Source organism: Natrononativus amylolyticus (genome assembly GCF_024362525.1).
In the GTDB taxonomy this organism is placed as follows: domain Archaea; phylum Halobacteriota; class Halobacteria; order Halobacteriales; family Natrialbaceae; genus Natrononativus; species Natrononativus amylolyticus.
The window spans coordinates 2,859,769-2,881,971 of sequence record NZ_CP101458.1 but is presented as its reverse complement, the minus strand read 5'-3'; the positions used below and the strand labels follow the sequence as shown (position 1 = coordinate 2,881,971).

At 66.4% G+C, this 22,203-nt stretch carries 20 protein-coding genes; 10 read left to right on the top strand and 10 right to left on the bottom strand.

The window, feature by feature from the left end; all coding sequences use genetic code 11:
• Together NMQ11_RS14970 and NMQ11_RS14965 are read left to right on the top strand one after the other, a co-directional pair.
• Positions 1 to 450 carry a MaoC/PaaZ C-terminal domain-containing protein gene (locus NMQ11_RS14970; RefSeq protein WP_345781448.1) on the top strand — a complete coding sequence of 150 codons (450 nt, stop codon included), beginning with the start codon at positions 1 to 3 and terminating at the stop codon, positions 448 to 450.
• A gap of 83 nt (positions 451 to 533) precedes the next feature.
• Positions 534 to 1,778, top strand: coding sequence for an ABC transporter substrate-binding protein (locus NMQ11_RS14965; protein ID WP_255169252.1), 1,245 nt, complete (start codon positions 534 to 536; stop codon positions 1,776 to 1,778).
• Positions 1,779 to 1,803: 25 nt separating this feature from the next.
• Here NMQ11_RS14965 and NMQ11_RS14960 read toward each other — a convergent pair whose 3' ends face one another.
• Positions 1,804 to 2,517, bottom strand: coding sequence for an ABC transporter ATP-binding protein (locus NMQ11_RS14960; protein WP_255169251.1), 714 nt, complete (start codon positions 2,515 to 2,517; stop codon positions 1,804 to 1,806).
• A complete protein-coding gene (locus NMQ11_RS14955; protein WP_255169250.1) occupies positions 2,514 to 3,236 on the bottom strand; it encodes an ABC transporter ATP-binding protein in 723 nt (240 codons plus the stop codon). Before NMQ11_RS14955 ends, NMQ11_RS14960 begins: the two co-directional genes overlap by 4 nt.
• A 174-nt stretch (positions 3,237 to 3,410) precedes the next feature.
• Between NMQ11_RS14955 and NMQ11_RS14950 the strand changes: the two genes are divergently transcribed.
• The 6 genes from NMQ11_RS14950 (at position 3,411) to NMQ11_RS14925 (ending at position 11,043) form a co-directional block, all read left to right on the top strand.
• Entirely contained in the window at positions 3,411 to 4,268 is an 858-nt protein-coding gene (locus NMQ11_RS14950) for a branched-chain amino acid ABC transporter permease (RefSeq protein ID WP_255169249.1), read from the top strand.
• A gap of 52 nt (positions 4,269 to 4,320) precedes the next feature.
• Positions 4,321 to 5,361: a branched-chain amino acid ABC transporter permease gene (locus NMQ11_RS14945; protein ID WP_255169248.1), complete on the top strand. Its 1,041-nt coding sequence runs from the start codon at positions 4,321 to 4,323 to the stop codon at positions 5,359 to 5,361.
• A gap of 93 nt (positions 5,362 to 5,454) precedes the next feature.
• Positions 5,455 to 6,483 (top strand): porphobilinogen synthase, encoded by a 1,029-nt coding sequence (gene hemB, locus NMQ11_RS14940; protein ID WP_255169247.1) that lies wholly within the window; start codon positions 5,455 to 5,457, stop codon positions 6,481 to 6,483.
• Between the two features lie 74 nt (positions 6,484 to 6,557).
• Positions 6,558 to 7,904: a glutamate-1-semialdehyde 2,1-aminomutase gene (gene hemL / locus NMQ11_RS14935; RefSeq protein WP_255169246.1), complete on the top strand. Its 1,347-nt coding sequence runs from the start codon at positions 6,558 to 6,560 to the stop codon at positions 7,902 to 7,904.
• 176 nt (positions 7,905 to 8,080) lie between these two features.
• Positions 8,081 to 8,638, top strand: a complete 558-nt coding sequence (locus NMQ11_RS14930; protein ID WP_255169244.1) for an Hsp20/alpha crystallin family protein — start codon at positions 8,081 to 8,083, stop codon at positions 8,636 to 8,638.
• 140 nt (positions 8,639 to 8,778) lie between these two features.
• Positions 8,779 to 11,043: an MEDS domain-containing protein gene (locus NMQ11_RS14925; RefSeq protein WP_255169242.1), complete on the top strand. Its 2,265-nt coding sequence runs from the start codon at positions 8,779 to 8,781 to the stop codon at positions 11,041 to 11,043.
• A gap of 244 nt (positions 11,044 to 11,287) precedes the next feature.
• Here the strand turns inward: NMQ11_RS14925 and NMQ11_RS14920 are convergent, their stop codons facing one another.
• From NMQ11_RS14920 to NMQ11_RS14895, 6 genes are all read right to left on the bottom strand, one after another.
• Positions 11,288 to 11,707, bottom strand: coding sequence for an iron-sulfur cluster assembly scaffold protein (locus NMQ11_RS14920; RefSeq protein ID WP_255169241.1), 420 nt, complete (start codon positions 11,705 to 11,707; stop codon positions 11,288 to 11,290).
• A gap of 116 nt (positions 11,708 to 11,823) precedes the next feature.
• Positions 11,824 to 12,078: a DUF8015 family protein gene (locus NMQ11_RS14915; protein ID WP_255169240.1), complete on the bottom strand. Its 255-nt coding sequence runs from the start codon at positions 12,076 to 12,078 to the stop codon at positions 11,824 to 11,826.
• 146 nt (positions 12,079 to 12,224) lie between these two features.
• Complete coding sequence (locus NMQ11_RS14910) at positions 12,225 to 13,487, bottom strand: MFS transporter (RefSeq protein WP_255169239.1); 1,263 nt, start codon at positions 13,485 to 13,487, stop codon at positions 12,225 to 12,227.
• 79 nt (positions 13,488 to 13,566) lie between these two features.
• Complete coding sequence (locus NMQ11_RS14905; protein WP_255169238.1) at positions 13,567 to 14,421, bottom strand: ArsR/SmtB family transcription factor; 855 nt, start codon at positions 14,419 to 14,421, stop codon at positions 13,567 to 13,569.
• Between the two features lie 359 nt (positions 14,422 to 14,780).
• Entirely contained in the window at positions 14,781 to 16,070 is a 1,290-nt protein-coding gene (locus NMQ11_RS14900; RefSeq protein WP_255169237.1) for an aminotransferase class V-fold PLP-dependent enzyme, read from the bottom strand.
• 118 nt (positions 16,071 to 16,188) lie between these two features.
• Positions 16,189 to 17,025 carry a phage holin family protein gene (locus NMQ11_RS14895; protein ID WP_255169236.1) on the bottom strand — a complete coding sequence of 279 codons (837 nt, stop codon included), beginning with the start codon at positions 17,023 to 17,025 and terminating at the stop codon, positions 16,189 to 16,191.
• A 187-nt stretch (positions 17,026 to 17,212) separates the two neighbouring features.
• Here NMQ11_RS14895 and NMQ11_RS14890 point away from each other — a divergent pair, with 187 nt between their 5' ends.
• The gene (locus tag NMQ11_RS14890) at positions 17,213 to 18,187 is read left to right on the top strand and encodes an ABC transporter ATP-binding protein (protein WP_255169235.1); all 975 of its coding nucleotides are present in this window, start codon (positions 17,213 to 17,215) and stop codon (positions 18,185 to 18,187) included.
• Positions 18,184 to 19,059, top strand: coding sequence for an ABC transporter permease subunit (locus NMQ11_RS14885; RefSeq protein WP_255169234.1), 876 nt, complete (start codon positions 18,184 to 18,186; stop codon positions 19,057 to 19,059). Before NMQ11_RS14890 ends, NMQ11_RS14885 begins: the two co-directional genes overlap by 4 nt.
• A 75-nt stretch (positions 19,060 to 19,134) precedes the next feature.
• On the opposite strand, the gene NMQ11_RS14880 is transcribed toward NMQ11_RS14885, so the two are convergent.
• Both NMQ11_RS14880 and NMQ11_RS14875 read right to left on the bottom strand, forming a co-directional pair.
• On the bottom strand, positions 19,135 to 20,718 hold the full coding sequence (locus NMQ11_RS14880) for an acetolactate synthase large subunit (protein WP_255169233.1): 1,584 nt from the start codon (positions 20,716 to 20,718) through the stop codon (positions 19,135 to 19,137).
• A gap of 14 nt (positions 20,719 to 20,732) precedes the next feature.
• Entirely contained in the window at positions 20,733 to 22,130 is a 1,398-nt protein-coding gene (locus tag NMQ11_RS14875; RefSeq protein WP_255169232.1) for an NAD-dependent succinate-semialdehyde dehydrogenase, read from the bottom strand.
• Between the last annotated feature and the right edge of the window lie 73 nt (positions 22,131 to 22,203).

Below are 22,203 nucleotides of genomic sequence, written 5' to 3'. Positions count from 1 at the left end.
ATGTCCGAGCTGCAGTACTTCGAGGACCTCGAGGTCGGCCGGTCGTGGGAGCCGGGCACCGTCGAGGTCACGGAAGAGGAGATCCTCGAGTTCGCTCGGCGGTACGACCCCCAGCCGTTTCACGTCGACAGTGAGGCGGCGAGGCGGAACTTCGACGGGCTGATCGCGAGCGGCTGGCACACGGCGGCGATGTGTATGCGCCCCCTCGCGGAGTCGGTGCTCCACGAGGTCGCCATCGTCGCCGCGATGGGGGTCGACGACCTCCGCTGGCACGAGCCCGTCGGTCCCGGCGATCGCCTGACGGTCGGCGTCTCGGTCGCCGAGAAAGACCGCTGGAACGACGAGCGGGGGCTCGTGACGTTCGCACTCGAGGCGACGAACGAGGACGGCGACCTCGTCCACTCCCGAAAGGACCTCGTCGTCGTCGAACGCCGGCAGGCAGACGAGTAAGCCGGTCGCACCTGCCCGTCGGCCGGGGCTGATGGCCGACGCCACCGGAAGGCTTTTTTCGAGTTGCAGCAATGTGACACTCGATGCCATACAACACGTCTGGGGGACGGCGGGCCGACGCGCTCGACCGGCGAACCGTTCTCGCGGGTGCGGGTGCGGCGGCGACCGGGCTGGTCGCCGGCTGTCTCAGCGAGGACGACGGCGACGACGGCGACGGCCCGATCGTTATCGGTTCGCTGCAACCGCTGTCCGGCGACTTCGCCCCCTGGGGCGCCGCACACGAGGCGGGTCTGGAGTTCGCGATCGAGGAGATCAACGACGACGGCGGGGTGCTCGACCGCGACCTCGAGATCGTCGGTACCGACACCGAGAGCGACGCCGGCGAGGCGGATACGGTCTTCCGGCGGTTCGTCGAGGAGGAGGGGGCCGTTGCGATGACGGGTCCCGTCTCGAGCGACGTCGGTATCCGGACCGGAATCACGGCCGAGGAGATGGAGGTCCCGATGGTCCTCCACATGGCGGGAACCCACCGGATCCACACGAAGGAGTCGCGGTATACGTTCCGGATGGGGTCGCTTCCGGCGCCGATGGACCTCCAGCCCCAGGCCGACCTGATCGAGGAGCGGGGGTACGAGAGCGTCGGCGCGATCGTCGCCGACTACGAGTGGGGGGTGACGGTCGAAGAGCAGATCGAGCGGTTCTTTCCCGACGTCGACGTCTCGATCGAAGTCACGCCGCTCGGCGAGAGCGACTTCACGCCGTTCCTGCGGGACCTGCCCGATGACATCGACCTGCTTGTCGCGACTGGCCACCCGCCGGGTTCGATCTCGATCCACACGCAAGCCCGCGAGATCGGCCTCGAGCACGAACTCACCACGGGGGCCGGACTGCCGCCGCGCGTGCTCCACGAGGGCCTCGGCGAAACCGGCGAGACGTTCGCGCACCTGCACGTGACGGACGTCTTCGGCGACCGGTTCGCCGACGTCGCCGAGCGGTTCGCCGACGCGCGCGACGATCGCATGGATACCCACGAGGGGTACGGCTACGTCGCCGGCCAGCTGATCGCGACCGCGATCGAGGAGGCCGACTCGACTGACCCGACGGAGATCGCGACCGCGATCCGGGAGATCGAACTCGAGACGCTGTTCGCCGAACCGCTGCGGTACAACGAGTGGGGCGAGATCGACGGTGTCAGGGCGATCTTCAGCACCCTCCAGCCCGACGGCCCGGACTACTACCCCGACGGCGAGTTCCACCTCGAGGAGGAGTTCCGCAGCGAGCCGATGGATGCGGAGATCGTCGAACCGCTCGTCGAGGACTCGCCCTGACCGCTGGCTCGGTTCCGTTCGACCCTCAGTCTCGCAGGTAGGCCTCCGTCACCCGATCGCTCTCGAGGAGCGCGTCCGCGGAGTCCTCGAGCGTGATGCGCCCGTTCTCGAGCAGGTAGGCCCGGTCGGCGAGGCCGAGCGCCTCGTGAACGTGCTGTTCGGTGAGCAACACCGTCGTCTCCTCGCTGATCTCCTCGACCTTCTCGAAGACGCGCGCGACGAGTTTCGGCGCGAGTCCCACCGACAGCTCGTCGAGCGCCAGCACCGTCGGCTGAGCCATCAGCCCGCGACCGATCGCGAGCATCTGCTGTTCGCCCCCGCTGAGCGTGCCGGCGTGTTGGTCGTGTCGCTCCTCGAGGATCGGAAACAGCTCGAACACTTCCCCGAGGGTGGCCTCGAACTCGTCTCGATGGCGAAAGGCGCCCATCTCGAGGTTCTCGACGACGGTCATCTCGGTAAACAGGTTTCGCTCCTCGGGAACGTGGACGAACCCGAGGTCGACGATCCGGTCGGGTGAGAGCGCGGTGGCGTCCCGTCCGAACAGGTCGATCCGTCCGGAGTCGACGGCGAGCAGCCCCGAGAGCGTCTTCAGCAGCGTCGTCTTTCCCGCACCGTTCGGGCCGATCAGTGCGACGACCCGGTCGTCCTCGGTGAGCTCCATCGAGACGTCCCAGAGAACCTGGAGGTCCCCGTAGGAGACGTTCACCTCCTCGACGCGGACCGCCGGAGCGTCGCTCACTCCGAATCACCGAGGTACGCCTGTGCGACGCGGTCGTTCTCCTGGATCTCGGCGGGCGTCCCCTCCGCGATGAGCGAGCCCTCGTTGAGCACCAGAACGCGGTCGGTGTTCCCCATGATCGCCTCGACGACGTGCTCGATCCACAGCACCGAAATGCCGAGTTCGTCGCGGATGCGGACGATCGTCGCCGTGAGTTCGTCGATCTCCTGGGGGGTGAGGCCGCTGCCGATCTCGTCGAGCATCAGGAGTTTCGGGTCGGCCGCCAGCCCCCGGGCGAGTTCGACGTGCTTTCGCTGGGCCATCGTGAGGTGGCGCGCGTCGGTCCCTTCGAACTCCTCGAGACCGACGAAGGAGACGAACTTCCGGGCGTGCTCCCTGGCCTCGGGAATCGACCGGTCGGCACCAGACCCGAAGACGGCGCCGGTCAGGACGTTCTCGAGGACGGTGGACTCGTTGAACGTGCGGACGATCTGGAACGTTCGGACGAGCCCGCGGTGACAGATCTGGTTCGGTTTCAACCCCGTGATCGAGGTGCCGTCGAACCGCACCGTTCCGGCATCCGGCGGCGAGATGCCGTTGATCGCGTTGAACAGCGTGGTCTTCCCCGCGCCGTTCGGGCCGATGAGCCCGACCAGCTCCTCGGACTCGAGCGTGAAGCTCACGTCGTCGACCGCGGTGAGTCCTCCGAAGGTTTTCGTGACCTCGGAGACAGTTAACATGGCTCACCGGTTGCTTCCCACCACTAAATAACTTGGCTCGGCCCCCGCCGTCGCGACCGTCGAGCGAGACGGTCGGTTCACCCTCCCCCCGCCGTCTCCGCGTGACCGTACGCTGCCGCCTCGTACGGGTTCGGAAAAGTATAAACGGAGCAGGGTGAATGGTAAGAAAGACCAATGGCTGTGATAACACTCCTCGAGGTGGCGGTCGACGGAGTGGCTCGCGGGTTGCTGTTCGCGCTCCTCGGCGCGGGGATCACCCTCGTATTCGGCCTGGGGAACGTGTTGAACCTCTCGCTTGGCGTGTTCTCGGTGATCGCCGTCGTCGCCGGCATCGTCGTGCTGCCGATGGTGCCCCACACGGCGCTCGCGGCGGTCGTGGGCGTCGCCGCCGTCGCCGGCCTCGGCCTCGGCGTCGACCGGGCGCTGCTCTCGAGCGTCTACCGCTCGGAGGGGGAAGATCGGATCCTGCTCGGTATCTTCACGACGCTGGGACTGGCCATCTTCCTCGACGGCCTGCTGTACGTCTACTACCCGCTCGGCTACTCGCTGCCCCACGGTGTCCCGTCGCAGTCGGTCGCCGGGGTGAGCGTGCGCGGTTCGACGCTGCTCGTGGTCGCGGTCGCGAGCGTCGTCCTGTTCGCGCTGTTCGTCTTCCTCCGGAAGACCTACCTCGGCAAGGCGACCCGAACCGTCTTCCAGGACGAGACCGGGGCGCTGCTCTGTGGGATCAACCCGCGCCGGATTCGGACGCTCATCTTCGTGCTCAGCGTCGTACTCGCGGGGATCGCGGGACTGCTCTGGAGCCTGCAGTCGGCGGTCGGTCCCGGCGACGCCTTCGAGTTCACGATCTTCGGTATCATCGTCTCGATCGTCGGCGGCGTGCGAAACATCGAGGGTACCGTCGCCGCGGGGCTGTTGCTCGGTCTCGTGATCACTTTCGGGAACTACTTCATCGGCGCCTACGTCTCGATGGTGATCCTGTTCGCCGTGGCGGTCGGCGTACTCGTGTTGCGACCGAACGAAATCGCCTGATCATGACACTCACCACTCCCTCAGTCGAACGTGACACTCGTCCGGAGGAACGATGAGCGAGCCGGAGCGAGCCGACTCGAGCGGCCCCCTCGATCGGGTTCGGTCGTTCGGCGACGTCGCGCTGGTCGTGGGTGCGCTCGCGCTGTTACCCCTGTTCGTCGTCGAGGCGGGGATGACCTACCAGGCGCGCCTGCTGGTCATCTTCCTGGTGTTCGCGATTCTCACCGTCGCGCTCAACCTCGTCTTCGGTCACACCGACCAGCTGTTCCTGTTCGTCGGCGCGCTGGCGGGAATCGGCGCCTACACGACCGCGCTGCTGGCCGAGAGTCTGGGCGTCTCCGCCTGGCTCGTGTGGCCCGTCGGCGGACTCGCCGCCGGCGCCCTCGGGTTGCTCGTGAGCTACGTCTCCGCGCGGCGGGGGATGACCGTGATCGTCATCGCGATCCTGACGCTCAGCCTCCAGCTCGCGCTCACGCAGTTCTTCGTCGGCGCGCGGGACATCACCGGCGGCAACACCGGCTTCGCCTTCACGGGCCTCGAGGTCACGTTTCTCACCGAGACGCTGAACTGGAACCCGTTCGTCGCGCTCTACTACGTGCTGCTCGTCTTCCTGGCCGCCACGCTCGTCCTCTACCGCGTCCTGATGGCCTCGAAGTACGGGCTGGCGTTCAAAGCGATCCGCCAGGACGAGGTCGCCGCCGAATCCGTCGGCATCGACGTCGTCCGCTACAAGACGGTCGCCGGCTTCGCCGGCGCGGCGATCATCGGCCTCGTCGGGCCGCTGTACGCCCAGTCCGAGCGCTACATCGTCCCGTCGATGTTCGAGTTCGCCGCCGTCGACGTGCTGGTGTTGATCATGCTCGTCCTCGGCGGGATGCGAACGATGTACGGCCCGGTCGTCGGCGCCGGCGTGATCATCTACCTCAACGAACGCCTCCAGGAGGCCGGCCAGTGGCGCACCGCCGTCTTCGGCGCGCTGTTGATCGTCCTCTTTCTGTACTTCCGGGAGGGGATCGTCCCGAAGGCCAGACAGCTCTGGGAGAGCGACACCCGGACGGAGTTCACCTCGTCGGTCGCGGACCGGTTGCGGTAACCGCCTCGCCGTCCACCGATCGACCCGTCGCCCGTCCCCGTCGACTCGCGCCTCGAGCGCACCGCTTTTGCCCGTTCCCTCGATAGTGCCGGTATGGACCTCACCCACCGACCCCGCCGGCTCCGCCAGGACCGCATCCGGGGGCTCGTCAGCGAGACGAGCCTCGAGCCGTCGGACCTCATCGCACCGGTGTTTGTCGACGCGACGACCGACGAGCGAATTCCGATCGAGTCGATGCCCGGCCACGAGCGGGTGCCCGTCGAGGAGGCGGTGACCCGCGTCGAGGAGGTACTCGAGACCGGCGTGGGGGCGGTGATGCTGTTCGGTATCCCCGGGTCGAAGGACCCCGGGGGGAGCCGCGCCTGGGCCGACGACGGCGTGATCCAGGAGGCCACTCGTCGAATCACGGGCGAGACCGACGCCTACGTCATCACGGACGTCTGCCTCTGTGAGTACACGGACCACGGCCACTGCGGTCCCCTGGAAGCGGGTCTCGAGACGGCACACGATCACGCCGCCCGCGGCGCGGAACGCGACCCCGCCGACCGCGAGGCCACCGTGACGGTGGACAACGACGCGACCCTGACGGCTCTCGAGCGGATCGTCACCTCTCACGCGGCCGCAGGGGCGGACATGGTGGCGCCCTCGGGCATGATGGACGGCATGGTCGGCGTCATTCGGGAGGCGCTCGACCGCGAGGGGTACGAGCACGTTCCGGTGATGAGCTACGCGGCGAAGTACCGGAGCGCCTTCTACGGCCCGTTCCGCGACGCCGCCGACGGCGCCCCCGCCTTCGGGGACCGGCGCCACTACCAGATGGACCCGGCGAACCGCCGCGAGGCGCTTCGCGAGGTTTCTCTCGACGTCGAGGAGGGCGCGGACGTGCTGATGGTCAAACCCGCCCTCCCCTACCTCGATATCGTGAGCGACCTTCGCCGCGAGTTCGACCATCCGATCGCCGCCTACAACGTCTCGGGAGAGTACGCGATGCTCCACGCCGCGGCCGAGAAAGGGTGGCTGGATCTCGAGTCGACGGCGCTCGAGTCGCTGCTCTCGATCAAGCGGGCGGGCGCGGATCTGATCCTCACCTACTTCGCGGAGGACGTCGCCGACCGCCTCTGAAACACGGCAACCCCGAACCTGCTCGCCATCGAACCTCGGTACTCCTTTGTCGTCCCACCTCCAACCACCCGGCCATGAACGACGAGCAGTCACGCGCGCTGTACGACCGGGCGTTGTCGGTGATGCCGGGCGGGGTCAACTCCGCGGTTCGAGCCGCGATCGAACCCTACCCGTTCTTCGTCCGGAAGGGAGAGGGCGGCCACGTCGTCGACGCCGACGGCAACCGCTACGTCGACTGGGTGATGGGACTCGGGCCGCTGCTGCTGGGTCACGACCTCCCCGAACCGGTGACGGCGGCGATCCAGCGGGCGACGAGCGAGGGGCCGATGTACGGCACCCCCACGGAGGTCGAGGTCGACCTCGCGGAGTTCGTCGCCCGCCACGTCGAGAGCGTCGAGAAGATCCGGTTCGTGAACTCGGGCACCGAGGCCACCGTCTCGGCGGTGCGCCTGGCCCGCGGTCACACCGGACGGAACAAGATCGTCGTCATGCAGGGGGGCTACCACGGCGCCCAGGAGTCGACGTTAGTGGAGGGCGACCTCGAGAGCCGCTCACCCTCCTCGGCGGGCATCCCGCAGTCCTTTGCCGAGCACACGATCCCGGTGCCGTTCAACGACGAGGCCGCGATTCGAGAGGCGTTCGACGAACACGGCGACGACATCGCAGGAGTGCTCGTCGAGCCGATCCTGGCGAACTACGGCATCGTCCACCCGATCGACGGCTACCACGAGTTCCTGCGGGAGATCACCGCCGAACACGGCTCGCTCCTGATCTTCGACGAGGTGATCACCGGCTTCCGCGTCGGCGGCCTCGGCTGCGCCCAGCGCGAGTTCGGCGTCACCCCCGACCTCACCACCTTCGGCAAGATCGTCGGCGGCGGGTTCCCCGTCGGCGCGATCGGCGGCCGCGCGGAGATCGTCGAGGGCTTCGCGCCCGCCGGCGACGTCTTCCAGGCCGGCACCTTCTCCGGCCACCCCGTGACGATGGCGGCGGGCCTCGAGACCCTGAAATTCGCCGCCGAAAACGACGTTTACGACCACGTCAACGGGCTGGGCGAGCGGCTTCGGGCGGGGCTGACGGACATTCTCGCGGACCAGGCCCCCAGCTACACCGTCGTCGGCACGGACAGCATGTTCAAGGTGATCTTCACGCGGGAGGGTCCCGGCAGCGGGGAACTCGAGGGCCAGTGTTCTGCCGGTTGTACGCAGAACCCCGACTGCCCGCGCTACGAGTACTGCCCGAAGAACGCCGCCGACGTCAAGCAAGCCGAGACGGAACGCTGGCGCCGGGTCTTCTGGGGACAGATGAAAGCGCAGGGAATCTTCCTCTCGCAAAACCAGTTCGAGTCCCAGTTCGTCAGCTACGGGCACACGGAAGAGGACGTCGAGGAGACGCTCGAGGCGTACAAGGAGACGCTGTAGGCGCTCGAAGCCGGCTTTCCCTCTGTCGGACGTGCCCCATCGACGTCGTCACCGAAACGCCGTACAGTCCCTTTCGGTAGATATCTCCAGTGATGAATCACAAAAAGTAGTGAATCCGGAGCTTTATCTTGGTAGATGCCATCATTCGACACGGTAGAACGGAGGGACGAACGTTCATGAGCGACGAAGACGACACCGACCGGGAGACCAGTGAAGCGGCGAACGCCCCGCCCGGCGGCCACCGCAAGGGAACAAGCCTCGGCGCCGCCCTCGAGGCCTCGCTTCAGGCGGGGTTGCAATCGCTGTCGGACGGACTGGGGAAACTCGTCGAAGACGACGCGGGCGGTGCGTCGTCCTCGAGTCGACGCGTTCGACCGCGCCCGTCTCGCACCGGGAAGCGGACGAGCCGAAAGCAGCGCGCAGAACGTGCGAATCGGACGCGGACGAAACGGGCGAGCCCATCCGCGTCCGACGACTGTTTGATCGACACTCGTCTCGCCGACGGGGAGTTCATGGTCATCGCCGATATTCCCGGCGCGAGCAAAGACGATCTCTCCGTCGGCGTTAACCCGAAAACGAACGAACTCGTCATCAGCAAGACCGGCACCGTCGTCGGACGCGTCGACCTTCCGTGGGAGTCGCCCGAGATGAGTCAAGCCTGGTTCAAGAACGGCGTTCTCGAAGTCTACATGACGTCGGACGACCCCAAATCGCACGCGGAGTCGCCGCCCTAGGAATCGACTCGCTGACTGCCGGCCTATCGAGACGGATCGGCCTCGAGTTTCCGCCTATCACTGACGGGAGACAGCGAGATGGTGTCACCTGACCTGCTAATGACCAATGTTAAGGACTTCCACTAGGTATCTACTTTTTAATGAGTAAGGAAGATGGCCGGAACAACCAGCGGAGAGTACTAGGCCGTGAGAGCGGACTAGAGGCGCTGCGTCAGAGCCCGGAGTTTCGTGGACCGGTCGAACCTTCCGACGACCACAGGCATTCAAACGATCATTTCGCACTCATTTACGAGAGCCACGAAGACCAATTTGCATCTGCTATCCCGTTCATCTCTCAGGGCCTCGAACGTGGCGAGCGTTGTCTGTACGTCGCCGACGACAATTCTACGGAAGACGTCCTCTCGGCGATGCAGGACTACGGTATCGACGTCGACTCCGTTCTCGAATCGGGTGCGCTCTCTGTCCTCACGCCAGCGGACACGTACCGCCGAACCGGTGAGTTCGATCGGACCGCGATGCTCGCGTTCTGGGAAGAGTCACTCGAACAGGCGAAAGACGAGGGTGGCTACACGGGACTCAGAGCGGCCGCGGAGATGACGTGGGCACTGGACGGGGACACGAGCGCCGACGAGCTAGTCGAGTACGAGGCCGTGCTCAATCCGCTCTACCAGGACGAAGACTACGTTGTCATGTGCCAGTACAGCCGAGACCGGTTCCCGACAGCGATCATCCACGACGTTATCAAGACCCACCCTCACATTATCGCCGACAACACCGTCTCGCAGAACACCTATTACACACCACCCGAGAAGTTCTTCGACTCCGAGGAGGTCGAGACGAAGGTCGACCGAATGATGCAGACGCTGCGGGAGCGAACCGAGGTGAAGACTGAGTTGAAGGAACGACAAGCGTTCCTCGAGCGAGTCTTCGAGAGCAGCCACGACGCCATCCTCATCGTCGACCCTGAGGCAGACGAGTTTGTCGACGCGAACCCGGCCGCAACCGAGATGCTCGGCTACACGCACGACGAATTGCTGACCCTCAGCCCCTCCGACGTCCACCCCGACGAGCTCGACGAGTTCAGAGAATTCGCCGAGGAGGTGTTCGCGGACGGCACTGGATGGATAGACGAACTCACGTGTCGAACCAAAGAGGGGGGCACAATTCCGACAGAGATCTCCGCGTCTCGGATGGAGCATAACGGCCGTCCGGTCCTGCTCGCAGTGGTTCGCGACACGAGCGAACGGAGGGAATGGGAACGGGCCCAGCGGAGATTGTACCAGATCACATCCGACCCCGATCGGGCGTTCGAGGAGAAGCTCCAGGCCGTATTCGATCTTGGCTGTGAACGGTTCGACATGGAACTCGGCGGTATCGCCATCGCTGAGCCGGCGAGTGATCGGTTCGAGGTCGAGGTCATGAACGGGGAGCACGAACACCTCGTCCCAGGCGAACCGTATCCACTCTCTGAAACGTACTGCAGTGTGCCTGCGAGTACTGGGGGGACCTGTCCGATTACGGATCCTGTGAGCGACGGGTTCGAGGGCAGACTGTGCTATGACGAGTTCGGCGTGCGGTCGTACCTCGGGACGTACCTTGAAATAGAGAGTGACGTCGACCGAACGTTCTGGTTCGTTTCGACCGAACCGCGAGATGACGGGTTTTCGGACATCGAACGGACGTTCCACCACTTGATGGGACAGTGGGTGAAGTACGAACTCGAACGCCGCCAACGCGAGTGGAAGCTCGAGGAGACAATCGGCAATCTCGAGGAGTCGAACGAGCGCCTCGAGAGTCTGGCCAGCATGATCGCCCACGAACTGCGGAACCCGGTCACGATCGGCCAGATTTACAGCCAGCAGTTGCCGGCTGAGACGGCCCCGCAAGCGGTGGACTACGTCGTCGAAGCGTTCGATCGCATCGAGAACATGATCGACGTGCTGCTGGTCTTGACGCACGGACAGACGTCGGCTGGTGAACGGAATTTAGTGTCGCTCGCGGATGCGGCATGGGACGCCTGGCGCGAGGTGGACGCACCTGATGCAACGCTCCAGTTCGAGATCGACGGCGAGATACGAGGAGACAAGACGTACCTCCGACATCTGTTCAGAAATCTCTTCGAAAATGCGGTCCAGCACGGAGGCACAGACGTCACTGTTCAGGTAGGGAACACGCCGAACGGATTTCACGTGGCGGACGATGGATGTGGTATCCCGAGTGAGGACCGAGACACCGTGTTTGAAACGGGATTCACGACGGCATCAGACGAAGGCGGAACCGGATTAGGACTTGCGTTCGTCCGGGAGTTGGCCGACGTGTACGGCTGGACGTGTACGGTGTCGGAGAGTGCTACTGGTGGGGCCAGGTTCGAGTTTCGGGACGTCGATTTCATCTCGAAAGAGTAACTGATCCGAACACGACGAATCGAGAACACTCGTTTTAACCCGGGCATTCACGCTCTATACGCAGTTCTTTTCGGGTCGACAGCACGCCGGGCCAGCACGACAGCGCATCGTCGAATCGGAGGGCGTGACTTCGGTGGGGTATCTATCCAGCCTTGCGCTACTCACTAGTCGTGTTTCCCAGCGAGGGTTTCGACAGAGCCCGCGAAAGCCCGTCCCGCGCTGCTGCAAAGAACGCGAGACGATATCAGTCCTCAGTCGTCGTCTTCTCCCTCTCGAGTTCGCCCTGGTAGATCTTCGCCCCGTCCTGGGCGACCTTCTCGCCGAGGACGGCGCACTTGATCCGCATCGGCGAGATGTCGACGCCGAGCATGTCGACGATATCGTCGCGGTCCATCTCGAGTAACTCGTCGACGGTCTTCCCCTCGAGTTCGAGCGAGAGCAGGCTGGCGGAGGCCTGGCTGATCGCACAGCCGTCGCCGGAGAAGGCGACCCGCTCGATCGTCTCCTCGTCCTCGGCCAGGCGGACATCCATGCGGATCTCGTCGCCGCACATCGGGTTCTCGCCGACGTGGCTGAACGTCGGATCCTCGAGTTCCCCGTAGTTACGCGGGTTCTTGTAGTGGTCGAGGATCTGCTGTCGGTACATATCGGAGCCGAGTCCCATTACGCCTCTCGTAGGGTCGCTCGTCCAAAAAGGGTTCCGACCGCCGCAGGGGATGGACACCGACGGAGCGCCGCCGCTCGAGCTGTCGGGTCCGATGAACGGGTGTGGTTTGCGTACTATTCCGAATCCGGCTCGACCGGCGGATTCAGGTAGCACGCGTCGACGATCACGATGATCCCGATGACGGCGGCCGGCACGAGCGCCTGGATCACCGTCAGGTTCAACGCGGTCGCGGCGACCACCGCAACCACGAACGCCAGCGGTATGACCGCGAGCGCGAAGTCATACCGGGTCGCCGCAGTGAGAACCTCGACCAGCGTCGTCAGCGGATCCGGATCGCGATCCGGGTATCCGAGCACTGTCTCTGTCATAGCTCTCACCTCGGCACGCGAGGCTAGTGCCTTCTCACTGATAAGTCCCCGGTGTGCGCCTGCGAGATGACGGGGAGCGGCTGTTTGCGGCCGTTATCGCATCCGCCGAGGCGTCTTCGGAGCCGCTCCGTCGGGCTCGAGGACGGTCAGTCCGCCGGATGACCCAGGCCGTACCGCTCGGGTTCGATCTCCTCGATCGCCGGCAGTTCCCGAAGCATCGGATGTCCGAGGTAGACGAGCGTGAGCGCACAGAACCCGGCACCGACGGCGGAAATGACGAGCGTACTGCCGACCGCTTCTCCGGCGATGCCGCCGAGCAGCGACCCGACGGGCTGGGCCGCCGCGGAGGCGCTCGCGACGAGCGACATCACGCGTCCCAGCAGTCCGTCGGGAACGATCGTCTGTGCCATCGCGGCGAAGATCACGTTCGTCACGCCGACGGGAATCCAGGCGAGACAGAACAGTACGGCGGTCGCGCGTATCGACGGGGCAGAGATGGCGGCGAACCAGCAGAGTCCGCTGACGGCGAAGCCGACCACGCTGAGCCGTCCGAGGCCGAACCGCTTCAGTGGCGACGCGACGAGCGCACCGAGCAGAATTCCGGCGAGTACGGCCGCGAGCAGCGTTCCGTACGCTTCCGGCCCGCCGCGGAGGTCCGCGAACGCGGGGAGAACCGCCATCGCCGCCCCGATCGTGAAGTTGACGACGACGGAGGCGGCGAGAATCGGGACGAGAACCGACCCCCTGACGTAGCCGACGCCCTCCGAGAGTTTCCGGCGGTAGTCCGCGGCCACCGATTTACCCTTCGCCGTACCGTCGCTCTCCGTACCGCCGTCGGTGGGCGGGAGCCGAATACCGGCGAAGATCACCGCCGCGATGGCGAACGTCAGGGAATCGACCACGAACAGCGAAACCGCCCCGACGACCGCAACCAGGATTCCGCCGAGCGCGACGAACACCATGTCGACGCCCTGATAGGCGAACGAGAACGCCGAGTTGGCTTCGACGAGTTCCTCCTCGTCGACGATTCGCGGGAGGGCGGCGCTCTGGGCCGGGTAGACGAACTGGTTGAGCATCGAGAGCAACGGCATCACGAGCAGGACGACTCCGACCGACAGCGAGCCGGTCCACGCGGCGACCGGAATCGCGAGCACCAGTACTCCCTGCGCCACCTGGGTTCGAACGAGGATGGCGCGGAGCGACCACCGATCGACCAGCGGACCGACGAGGAACTGGAACGCCTGGGGCGCGAGCGTCAGCGCACCCGCGAGCCCCGTGTAGAACGTCGATCCCGAGAGGTCGTAGACGAGCCACATCGCCGCGACGTAGTAGAGGCTGTCGCCCGCGTTCGTGACGAGTCGACCCGAGAACAGCCGACAAAACGCAGGATTCCGAAGCAGTTGTCGCATAGGCTGACGACGGCTGCCGGCCCCATATATGATTGCAGAACGACATTTCTGCCGGGCGGCGAACCGAACGACGGTTCTGTTAGTCCGCTATCGAGACCGACAGGTCTTCTTCGAGGACGAGTTCGAGGCGGTCACCCTCGAGCTCGAGCGCCGAGTTGACCCGCCAGGGCTCCTCCGAGAGCACCGTGACGTCGGCATCGAGCACGTACTCGAGGTTCCAGACGTACGCCTCGTCGACGTCGATGCCGTGCTCGTAGTGGAACGCGACCACTGCCGGCTGTAACAGCAGGTACGAGTTGACCGACAGCGTCGCCTGGTCGCCGCACCGCTCGCAGATGAACTCGACGCCGACCGGCCGGTCGCCGAAGTGCTCCACGTCGCCGGTCAACCGCCCGCTCGTCTTCCCGGCGCAGTTGAAACAGAAGCCGCTGGCGATGAGCGACATCACGTTAGTGAGCCAGCGGTCGAAGCCGTCTGTGAGTTCGTCGACGGTTCGGTTCTCGAACCCGCCGGGCGGAAATCCGAACCGCGAGCGCAGTTCGTCGCACGCCACACACCGGATCGTCACGCGTTCGTCCTCGTAGGTCGCCGAAAGCGGCGTCTCACAGACGGTACAGTCGGACTCGAGTTCGAAGGTGCCCGCGGAGCCGCGCCTGGTGTACTCCCCGGCCAGAATCGCGCCGACGACCCGAACGCCGGCGTAGGAAAGCTCGTAGCCGTCGTCGGTACGACGGACGAAGGAGCCGACGAGTTTGTTCAGGTGGTAGTTGAACCCCCCGCTGTCGCGGGCGCCGACGCGCTCGCGCAGTTCCGAGAACGACAGCGCCTCGCCCGGCGTTTCGCCGAGCGCCCGGACGATGGCGACCCGCGTCTCGTCTCCGAGCACCGAGAACGCCTCCGCGGGCGGGATTCCTTCCTCTGACGGCTCGCTCATACCCTGTGAGAGACGTGGCATCTGAATAATAACTTCGGTCAGTTCGTGAACCCGTGACGCCGTACCGGGTCGCGCGTTCTCCGCCGAGTTTCGGGCGACGACCGCCGTCGTTCGGGACCGACCACCTCGACTTCGATCCCCGTCGGGTCCGGGCGGGTCCGGACGCCTCGAGGTCGGCGGGAGGCAGTTCGACGTGATGGGGGAGTCCGGCGTGGTCCGGATCTCCGTGACCGTCGCCCATGCTCCGCCGGATCGGCGCAGGCTGCGAATCGTGTATCCGTTCGGAAACGCCGGTTCTGCGTTCGCGTCCGTTCTCGCGGCGTCGGTCGCGTCTCCTCGACACTCGAGGTCCTCGCGCGTCAGGCAAACAGCTGACGCGCGTCATCGATGGCCGCGACCAGCTCGTCGACCTCCTCTCGAGTGTTGTAGACGTAGAAGGAGGCTCGAGCCGACGCCGCCACGCCCAGCTTGTCGTGCAGCGGCTGTGTGCAGTGGTCGCCGGCGCGGATGGCGACCGCGTGGTCGTTCATGATCGAGGCCAGGTCGTGGGCGTGGACGGACTCGAGGTTGAAGCCGACGAGGCCGCCGCGGTCGGGGCCGGGTTCGGGACCGTAGAGTTCGACGTCGCCCTCTGCGTCGAGTTGCTCGTAGGCGTAGGTCGCGAGCATCTCTTCGTGCTCACGGATGCGCTCCATGCCGATCTCCTCGAGATAGTCCACCGCCGCGTGGAGGCCGACCGCTTCGGCGATCGGTGGCGTGCCGGGTTCGAACTTCCAGGGGAGGTCGGCCCAGGTGGAGTCCTCGAAGGTGACCTTCCGGATCATGCCGCCGCCGTAGAGGTAGGGCTCGAGCTCCTCGAACAGGTGTCGTTTGCCGTAGAGGACGCCGATGCCGGTCGGACCGGCCATCTTGTGGCCCGAGAAGGCGTAGAAGTCGGCGCCGATGTCGGCGACGTCCACCGGGCGGTTGGGGACGGCCTGTGCACCGTCGATGAACGCCAGCGCGTCGTGGTCGTGGGCGAGGTCGACCAGCTCGGAGACGGGGTTGACCGTGCCGAGGGCGTTCGAGACGTGGACCGCCGAGACGATGGCGGTGTCGTCGGTGATGCACTCGCGGGCGTGGTCCATGTCCAGACGCCCGGTTTCGTCGATCTCGATATACTTGCAGTCGGCACCCGTCCGTTTGGCGATCTGCTGCCAGGTGACCAGCGAGGCGTGGTGTTCCATCTCGGTGAGCACGACCTCGTCGCCGGGGCCGAGCTCGTTCAGTCCCCACGAGTAGGCGACCAGGTTCTCGGCTTCGGTGGTGTTCTTGGTGAAGACGATCTCCTCGCGGCCGTCGGCGCCGATGAACTCGGCGACGCAGTCGTGGGCCTCCTCGTAGGCAATCGAGGCCTCCTGACTCAGGTGGTGGATCCCCCGGTGGACGTTCGAGTTGGACTCGCGGTAGTAGTCGCTCATCGCGTCGACCACCGGATCGGGCGTCTGGGTCGTCGCCGCGTTGTCGAGGTAGACGAGCTGCGATCCGTCGTCGACGGCTTCGCCGTCTGCTCGTTGCGTCGGAGACGCAACGCTGAACTCCCGTTCGAGGATCGGATACTCCGCGCGGATCGCCTCGACGTCGAGTGGCTCGAGGTCCTGCTGGCTCATTGGCGTCTAGCAGGGGTTCGACACAAAACACTCCTTCGGTCGGCACTGCCCGAACCGGGGGTAACGAACGGCCGATCGTCGGGCTATCGCAGAAGCCGGCCGCTCGCGGACCGGCCCGCTACTGGGCGACCTCGAGTACGCGCGCTCCGCACTCCTCGCAGGTGACGGCGTACACCTCGTGGGAGCGACAGCAGGACTCGACGGTCTCTTCGTCGATCGAGACGGTGCCGTCGCAGGTCGGACAGTCCTCGACGAACGCCCGGAGCCCGTTGACGACCTGGCTGCGGTCCTCGAGGTCGAACTGCTCCCAGCTCGGGACGTGAGTGGCGAGCAGGTCCATCCCACCCAGGTCCGCGAGCAGGGCCGCGTCGGACTCCCAGCGGGCCGCGAGACGGCCGTTGTGGCGGACGACGACGTGGTCGTCGGTCGTCGTCACCTCGACGGCGTCGGGCTCGGACTCGAGGAAGTCGGCGACCTGCTGGCGGCGGTCGCCGCCGCGTCGGCCGGCGATCCGCGCGCGCCACTCCTCGCGGACGCCGTCGGCCAGACAGAGGTCGTCCTCGGTCGCGCAGGGCTCGACCACGCCGCTCTCGAGCAGCGTCCGCTCGGGGTCGAGGGCGCCCTCCCGCTCGTGGAGCGGGTCGGGGCCGTGGGAGTCGTCCATCTCCGGCATCCCGGCGACGGCGGGGCCCTTGTCGAACTTTGCGAGCAGCCAGTCCGGGAAGTACTGCTTGGTCAGCGAGGGGGTTCCGGGAACGAGATAGCCCCGAAGGTAGATCGCTGCCGCCGAGAGGACGAGGGCAAGAACGCCGAGTGGTGGCGAGACGATTGCCACGAAACCGGCGATGACGGCGGCGATGACGGCGTTGACGGCGGTACACGGGATACAGCGATTCTCCCCAGTGTACTCCGGCTGCCGGAGTTGATCCAGCGCGTCAGTGGGTGACAAGTTCATGGCTACTGCAAGCCCCGCACACACCAAAAATCCATAGGTGATTGGCTACGGAACCGATCCCCTCGATCTCGCCGGAGTATCGGATGGTATTCCGCTCGCGGTTTTGTCGGCAGAATACCAAGTATTATTGTACAGCTATCCGGAGTGTTCTGACAACGGCCGTGACCTGACGGTCACCGATTCACCGATGACTGCGATACGAACGACTGGATTGGTCAAGCGCTACGGCGACGTAACGGCGGTATCGGGACTCGATCTCGAGATCGAGCGCGGGGAAGTGTTCGGCTTTCTCGGACCCAACGGGGCGGGAAAGTCGACGACGATCAACATGCTGCTCGATTTCGTCAGGCCGACGGCGGGGTCGGCGACGGTCCTCGGCCACAACGCGCAGGCCGAACCCGACGAAATCAGCCGCCGGGTCGGCGTGCTTCCGGAGGGGTTCGACGTCTACCCGCGGCTCTCGGGACGTCGCCACCTCGAGTTCGCGATCGAAACCAAAGACGCCGACGACGACCCGGACGCGATTCTCGAACGGGTGGGTCTGGAACCCGAGGACGCCGCCCGACCTGCAGGCGGCTACTCGAAGGGGATGCGCCAGCGCCTCGCAACGGGGATGGCGCTCGTCGGTGACCCCGACCTGCTCATCATGGACGAGCCCTCTTCGGGGCTCGACCCGCTCGGCATCCGCGAGATGCAGGAACTCGTCCGCGCCGAGGCCGATCGGGGGACGACGGTGTTTTTCTCGAGTCACATCTTAGAGCACGTCGAGGCGGTCTGTGACCGCGTCGGCGTCCTCAACGATGGCGAACTCGTCGCCGTCGACACCATCGAAGGGCTGCGCGAGTCGGTCGGCGGCGGCGCGACGGTGGAACTGACGCTCGCCGGTTCCGCCGCCGACTACCGCGAGACCGCCGCCGCGGTTTCGGGCGTCACCGACGTCACCGCTGCGGACCACGTCCTCGAGTGCGCGGTCGCCGGTCCGGCCGCGAAGGCGGGAGTCGTGATCGCGCTCGACGACGCGGGCTCGAGCGTTCTCGACGTGCGGATCGACGACGTCTCGCTCGAGTCGCTGTTCACGGCGCTGACGAACGGCGACGGGGACGCCGACGGGCCGACGAACGCAGCAGATACCGTGGTCGCGGACGCGGAGGTGCCGAGATGAGCTCGCAGATCGTTACCGTCGCCCGCAAGGACTTCGAGGACGCCGGCCGGTCGAAGCTGCTCTGGGGGCTGGTGACGCTGCTCGTCGGCATCGTCGCGGTCGGGTACACGGCGATCTGGTACGTCGACCCCGACGCCGGAGCCGCCGAGGTGCTCGGCTTTCTCGGCTTCCCGCTCCAGACGATCGTTCCGATCGCCGCGCTCATTGCGGGCTACATGGCCGTCGTCGGCGAGCGCCGGTCGGGCAGCATCAAACTCCTGCTCGGCCTGCCGCCGAACCGGACCGATGTCGTCGTCGGCAAACTGATCGGCCGGGTGGCGGTCGTGGCCACGGCGATCCTGCTCGCGTTCGCTCTCGCCCTCGTGTTGGGAGCGGTCTTTTTCGGCTCCGTGCCGCTCGTCGACTGGCTCGGGTTCGCCGCGCTCACGCTGCTGTTCGGGGCCACCTTCGCCGGCCTGGCGGTCGGCGCCTCCGCGGGCGTCTCGACCCGGGGGAAGTCCATGGCGCTCGTCGTCGGCGTCTACATGCTGTTCGTCGCGCTCTGGGAACTCGTCACGGCCGGTCCGTACTACCTCATCTACGACGAGGGGCCGCCGGTCGAACCCGCGACGTGGTACCTCGTCGTCGATCAGTTCAACCCCATGTCGGCCTACACGACCGTGGCGAACGGCGTCATCGAGGGTGAGGTCTTCCCGTTTGCCTTCCAGTACGGCCTCGAGGACTTCGAGGCGGCCACGATGACCCCTGCCGAGCGCTATCCGGGCGAGGCACCGTTCTACCTCCAGGACTGGTTCGGGATCGTCGTCCTGCTGTTCTGGCTCGTCGTTCCGGTCGCGATCGGCTACTACCGATTCACGAAGACCGATCTCTGAGGCGCGATCCGCCGATCCACGGCGAGGCTCGAAGCAGCCGCAGCATCTCGCTTTCGCACTCGAGGCGGTTCTCACCTAATCCTCGAGCCGGAGCTCGATCAGCGTCAGTTCGTCCGACGGGATCGCCTCCGAAAACGCTCGCTCGACCTCCTCCCAGGTGCGGGGCCGGCGAGCCTCGATGCCGAAGCTCTCGGCGAAACCAACGAGATCGGGGTTCGAGAGCGTCGTTCCGGCGTGCTCGCCGCGGTGTGCGACCTGTTGCTCGGAGATGAGGCCGTAGTCGTCGTCGTTGAACACGACGATCGTGAACCCGCAGCCGAGCCGCGTCGCGGTCTCGATCTCCGCGGCGTTCATCAGGAAGCCGCCGTCGCCGGTCCCCGCGACGACGTTCGCGTCGACCGCGAGGTCGGCCGCGAGCGCGCCCGGAACGGCGATCCCCATGCTCGCCAGTCCGTTCGAGATCACGCAGGTGTTCGGCTCGTAGGCCGGAAACGACTGCGCGATCGCCATCTTGTGGCTGCCGACGTCGGAGACGAGCACGTCCTCGTCGGCCATCGCGTCGCGCAGCAGGGGAAGTGCGTTTCGAACCGTGATCGGGTCGTCTTCGTCCGGCGGTTCCGTCGCCGACTCGAGCAGGCGGTCGTGCAGCTCGCGACACCACAGCGAGCAGGCGTCCGACGACAGCCGGTCGTCGATCGCTCCCAGCGCCGCGCCGACGTCCGCCACGATCTCCACGTCGGGGTTGTAGTGGCGGTACACCTCCGCGGGTTCGGCGTCGACGTGGACGATCGCCTTCTCGAGGTCCGGGTTCCACCCTTCGGGGTCGTGCTCGGCGATGTCGTAGCCGACCGCGACGACGCAATCGGCCCGCTCGATCGCCCGGGCGGCCTCGTCGTTCGGGCCCGAATCGAGCGTCATCAGGGAGGCCGGGTCGCGGTCGGAGATCGCGCCCTTGCCCATGTACGTCGCGACGACGGGAATCTCGAGTCGGTCGACGAGGGCCCGGATGCTGTCGGCCGCGCGGGTCCGAACCGCGCCGTTGCCCGCGAGGACGATCGGTCGCTCGGCGTCCGCGATCAGCGCCGCGGCCCGCTCGACCGACTCGTCGTCCGGATCCGGGCGGCGCACCTGATCGCGGACGGCGATCGGCTCGGCGTCGATTCCCTCGCGGGCGACGTCCTCGGGGAACTCGAGGTGGGTCGCGCCCGGCTTCTCGTACTCCGCGAGCTTGAACGCCTTTCGCACCGACTCGGGGACGATCTCCGGGTCCGTGATCTGGGCGTTCCACTCGACCACGGGTTCGAAGACGCGGACGACGTCGAGCGCCTGGTGGCTCTCCTTGTGCAGGCGCTCGCGACCGCCCTGTCCGGTGATCGCGACGAGCGGGCTCTTGTCGAGTTGGGCGTCGGCGACGCCCGTGATGAGGTTCGTCGCGCCGGGGCCCAGCGTCGCGAGGCAGACGCCCGCGTCGCCGGTCAGCCGACCGTGCACGTCGGCCATGAACGCCGCCCCCTGCTCGTGGCGGGTCGGAACGAACTCGATCGGCGAATCCCGGAGCGAGAACAGCAGCTCCTCGATCTCTTCGCCCGGCAGGCCGAAGACGTACTCGACCCCCTCGGCGTCGAGGCAGTCGACGAGCAGATCGGCGGCTGTTGGCATCGGTGATCTCCCCCTCACTCCGTCGCGACGACGTCGTCGTCCTCGCCCGCCGACTGCACCCAGACGGTCTTCCGGTTGACGAACTCGCGAATCCCCTCCCGAGCGAGTTCGCGGCCGTAGCCCGACGCCTTCACGCCGCCGAACGGCAGCCGGGGGTCGGACTTCACGAGCTCGTTGACGAACACGCAGCCGGCCTCGATCTCGCGGGCGAGTCGCTCCCCGCGCTCGAGATCGTCGGTCCAGATCGACCCGCCCAGTCCGTAGCGGGTGTCGTTCGCTATCTCGATCGCCTCCGCCTCGTCCGCGGCGCGGAAGACCGCCGCAGCCGGGCCGAACACCTCCTCCTCGGCTGCGGGGCTGTCGAGGGGCGGCTCGGCGAGCACCGTCGGCGGGTAGTACCAGCCGTCGCGATCCAGCGGTTCGCCGCCGCACTCGAGGGTCGCCCCCGCCTCGACGCTCGCCTCGACCTGCTCGTGGACGTCCTCCATGAGATCCTCGCGAGCCTGCGGGCCGATCTCGACCCCGGATTCCAGCGGGTCGCCCACCTCGAGGGACTCCATCTCCGAGACGAACCGCTCGAGGAACTCCTCGAAGACGTCGTCGACCACGACGAACCGCTTGGCCGCGATGCAGGACTGCCCCGAGTTGATCGTTCGGGCGGCGACGCCGGTACGGGCCGCCGCCTCGAGGTCCGCGTCCTCGAGGACGACGAACGGGTCGCTCCCGCCGAGTTCGAGGACGTGCTTCTTCAGTTCGTTGCCGGCCTGTTCGGCGATGGCTCGCCCGGCCCCTTCGCTTCCCGTCAGGGTCACCGCGTCGAGGCGGTCGTCCCGAACCACGTCTTCCATCGCGTCGGAACCGACCAGCAGCGTCGAGAAGACGCCGTCGGAGTAGCCGGCGTCGCGGAACACCTCCTCGATCGCGAGCGCGCAGCCCGGGACGTTCGAGGCGTGCTTGAGCAGGCCGACGTTGCCGGCGGTGAGGTGGGGCGCGGCGAAGCGAAACACCTGCCAGAACGGGAAGTTCCAGGGCATCACCGCGAGGACGACCCCCAGCGGCTCGTAGGAGACGAACGTCCGGGCGTTCGCCTCGCTGCCGACCGCCCGGTCCGCGAGAAACTCGCCCGCTCGCTCGGCGTAGTAATCGCAGACCCACGCGCACTTCTCGAGCTCTGCGTGGGACTCGTCGACCGGCTTGCCCATCTCGCGGCTGATCAGTTCGGCGTACTCGTCCTCCCGGTCGCGGAGGATCTCGCCCGCCCGCTCGAGCAGCTGCTGGCGCTCCGTGATCCCCGTCTCGGCCCACGACTCCGTGGCCGAAACCGCGTCGTCGAGGATCGTCTCGAGGTCGCCGCCGGTGTGGTCGTCGTACGTTTCGAATACCTCGCCGGTTGCCGGGTTGACGCTCTCCATCGTTCGAATCACCAACGCGCCGCGCGTTTCTGAGTACCACGGTAACGAGCGCCAAAGTCCTGTGCCCGGCACT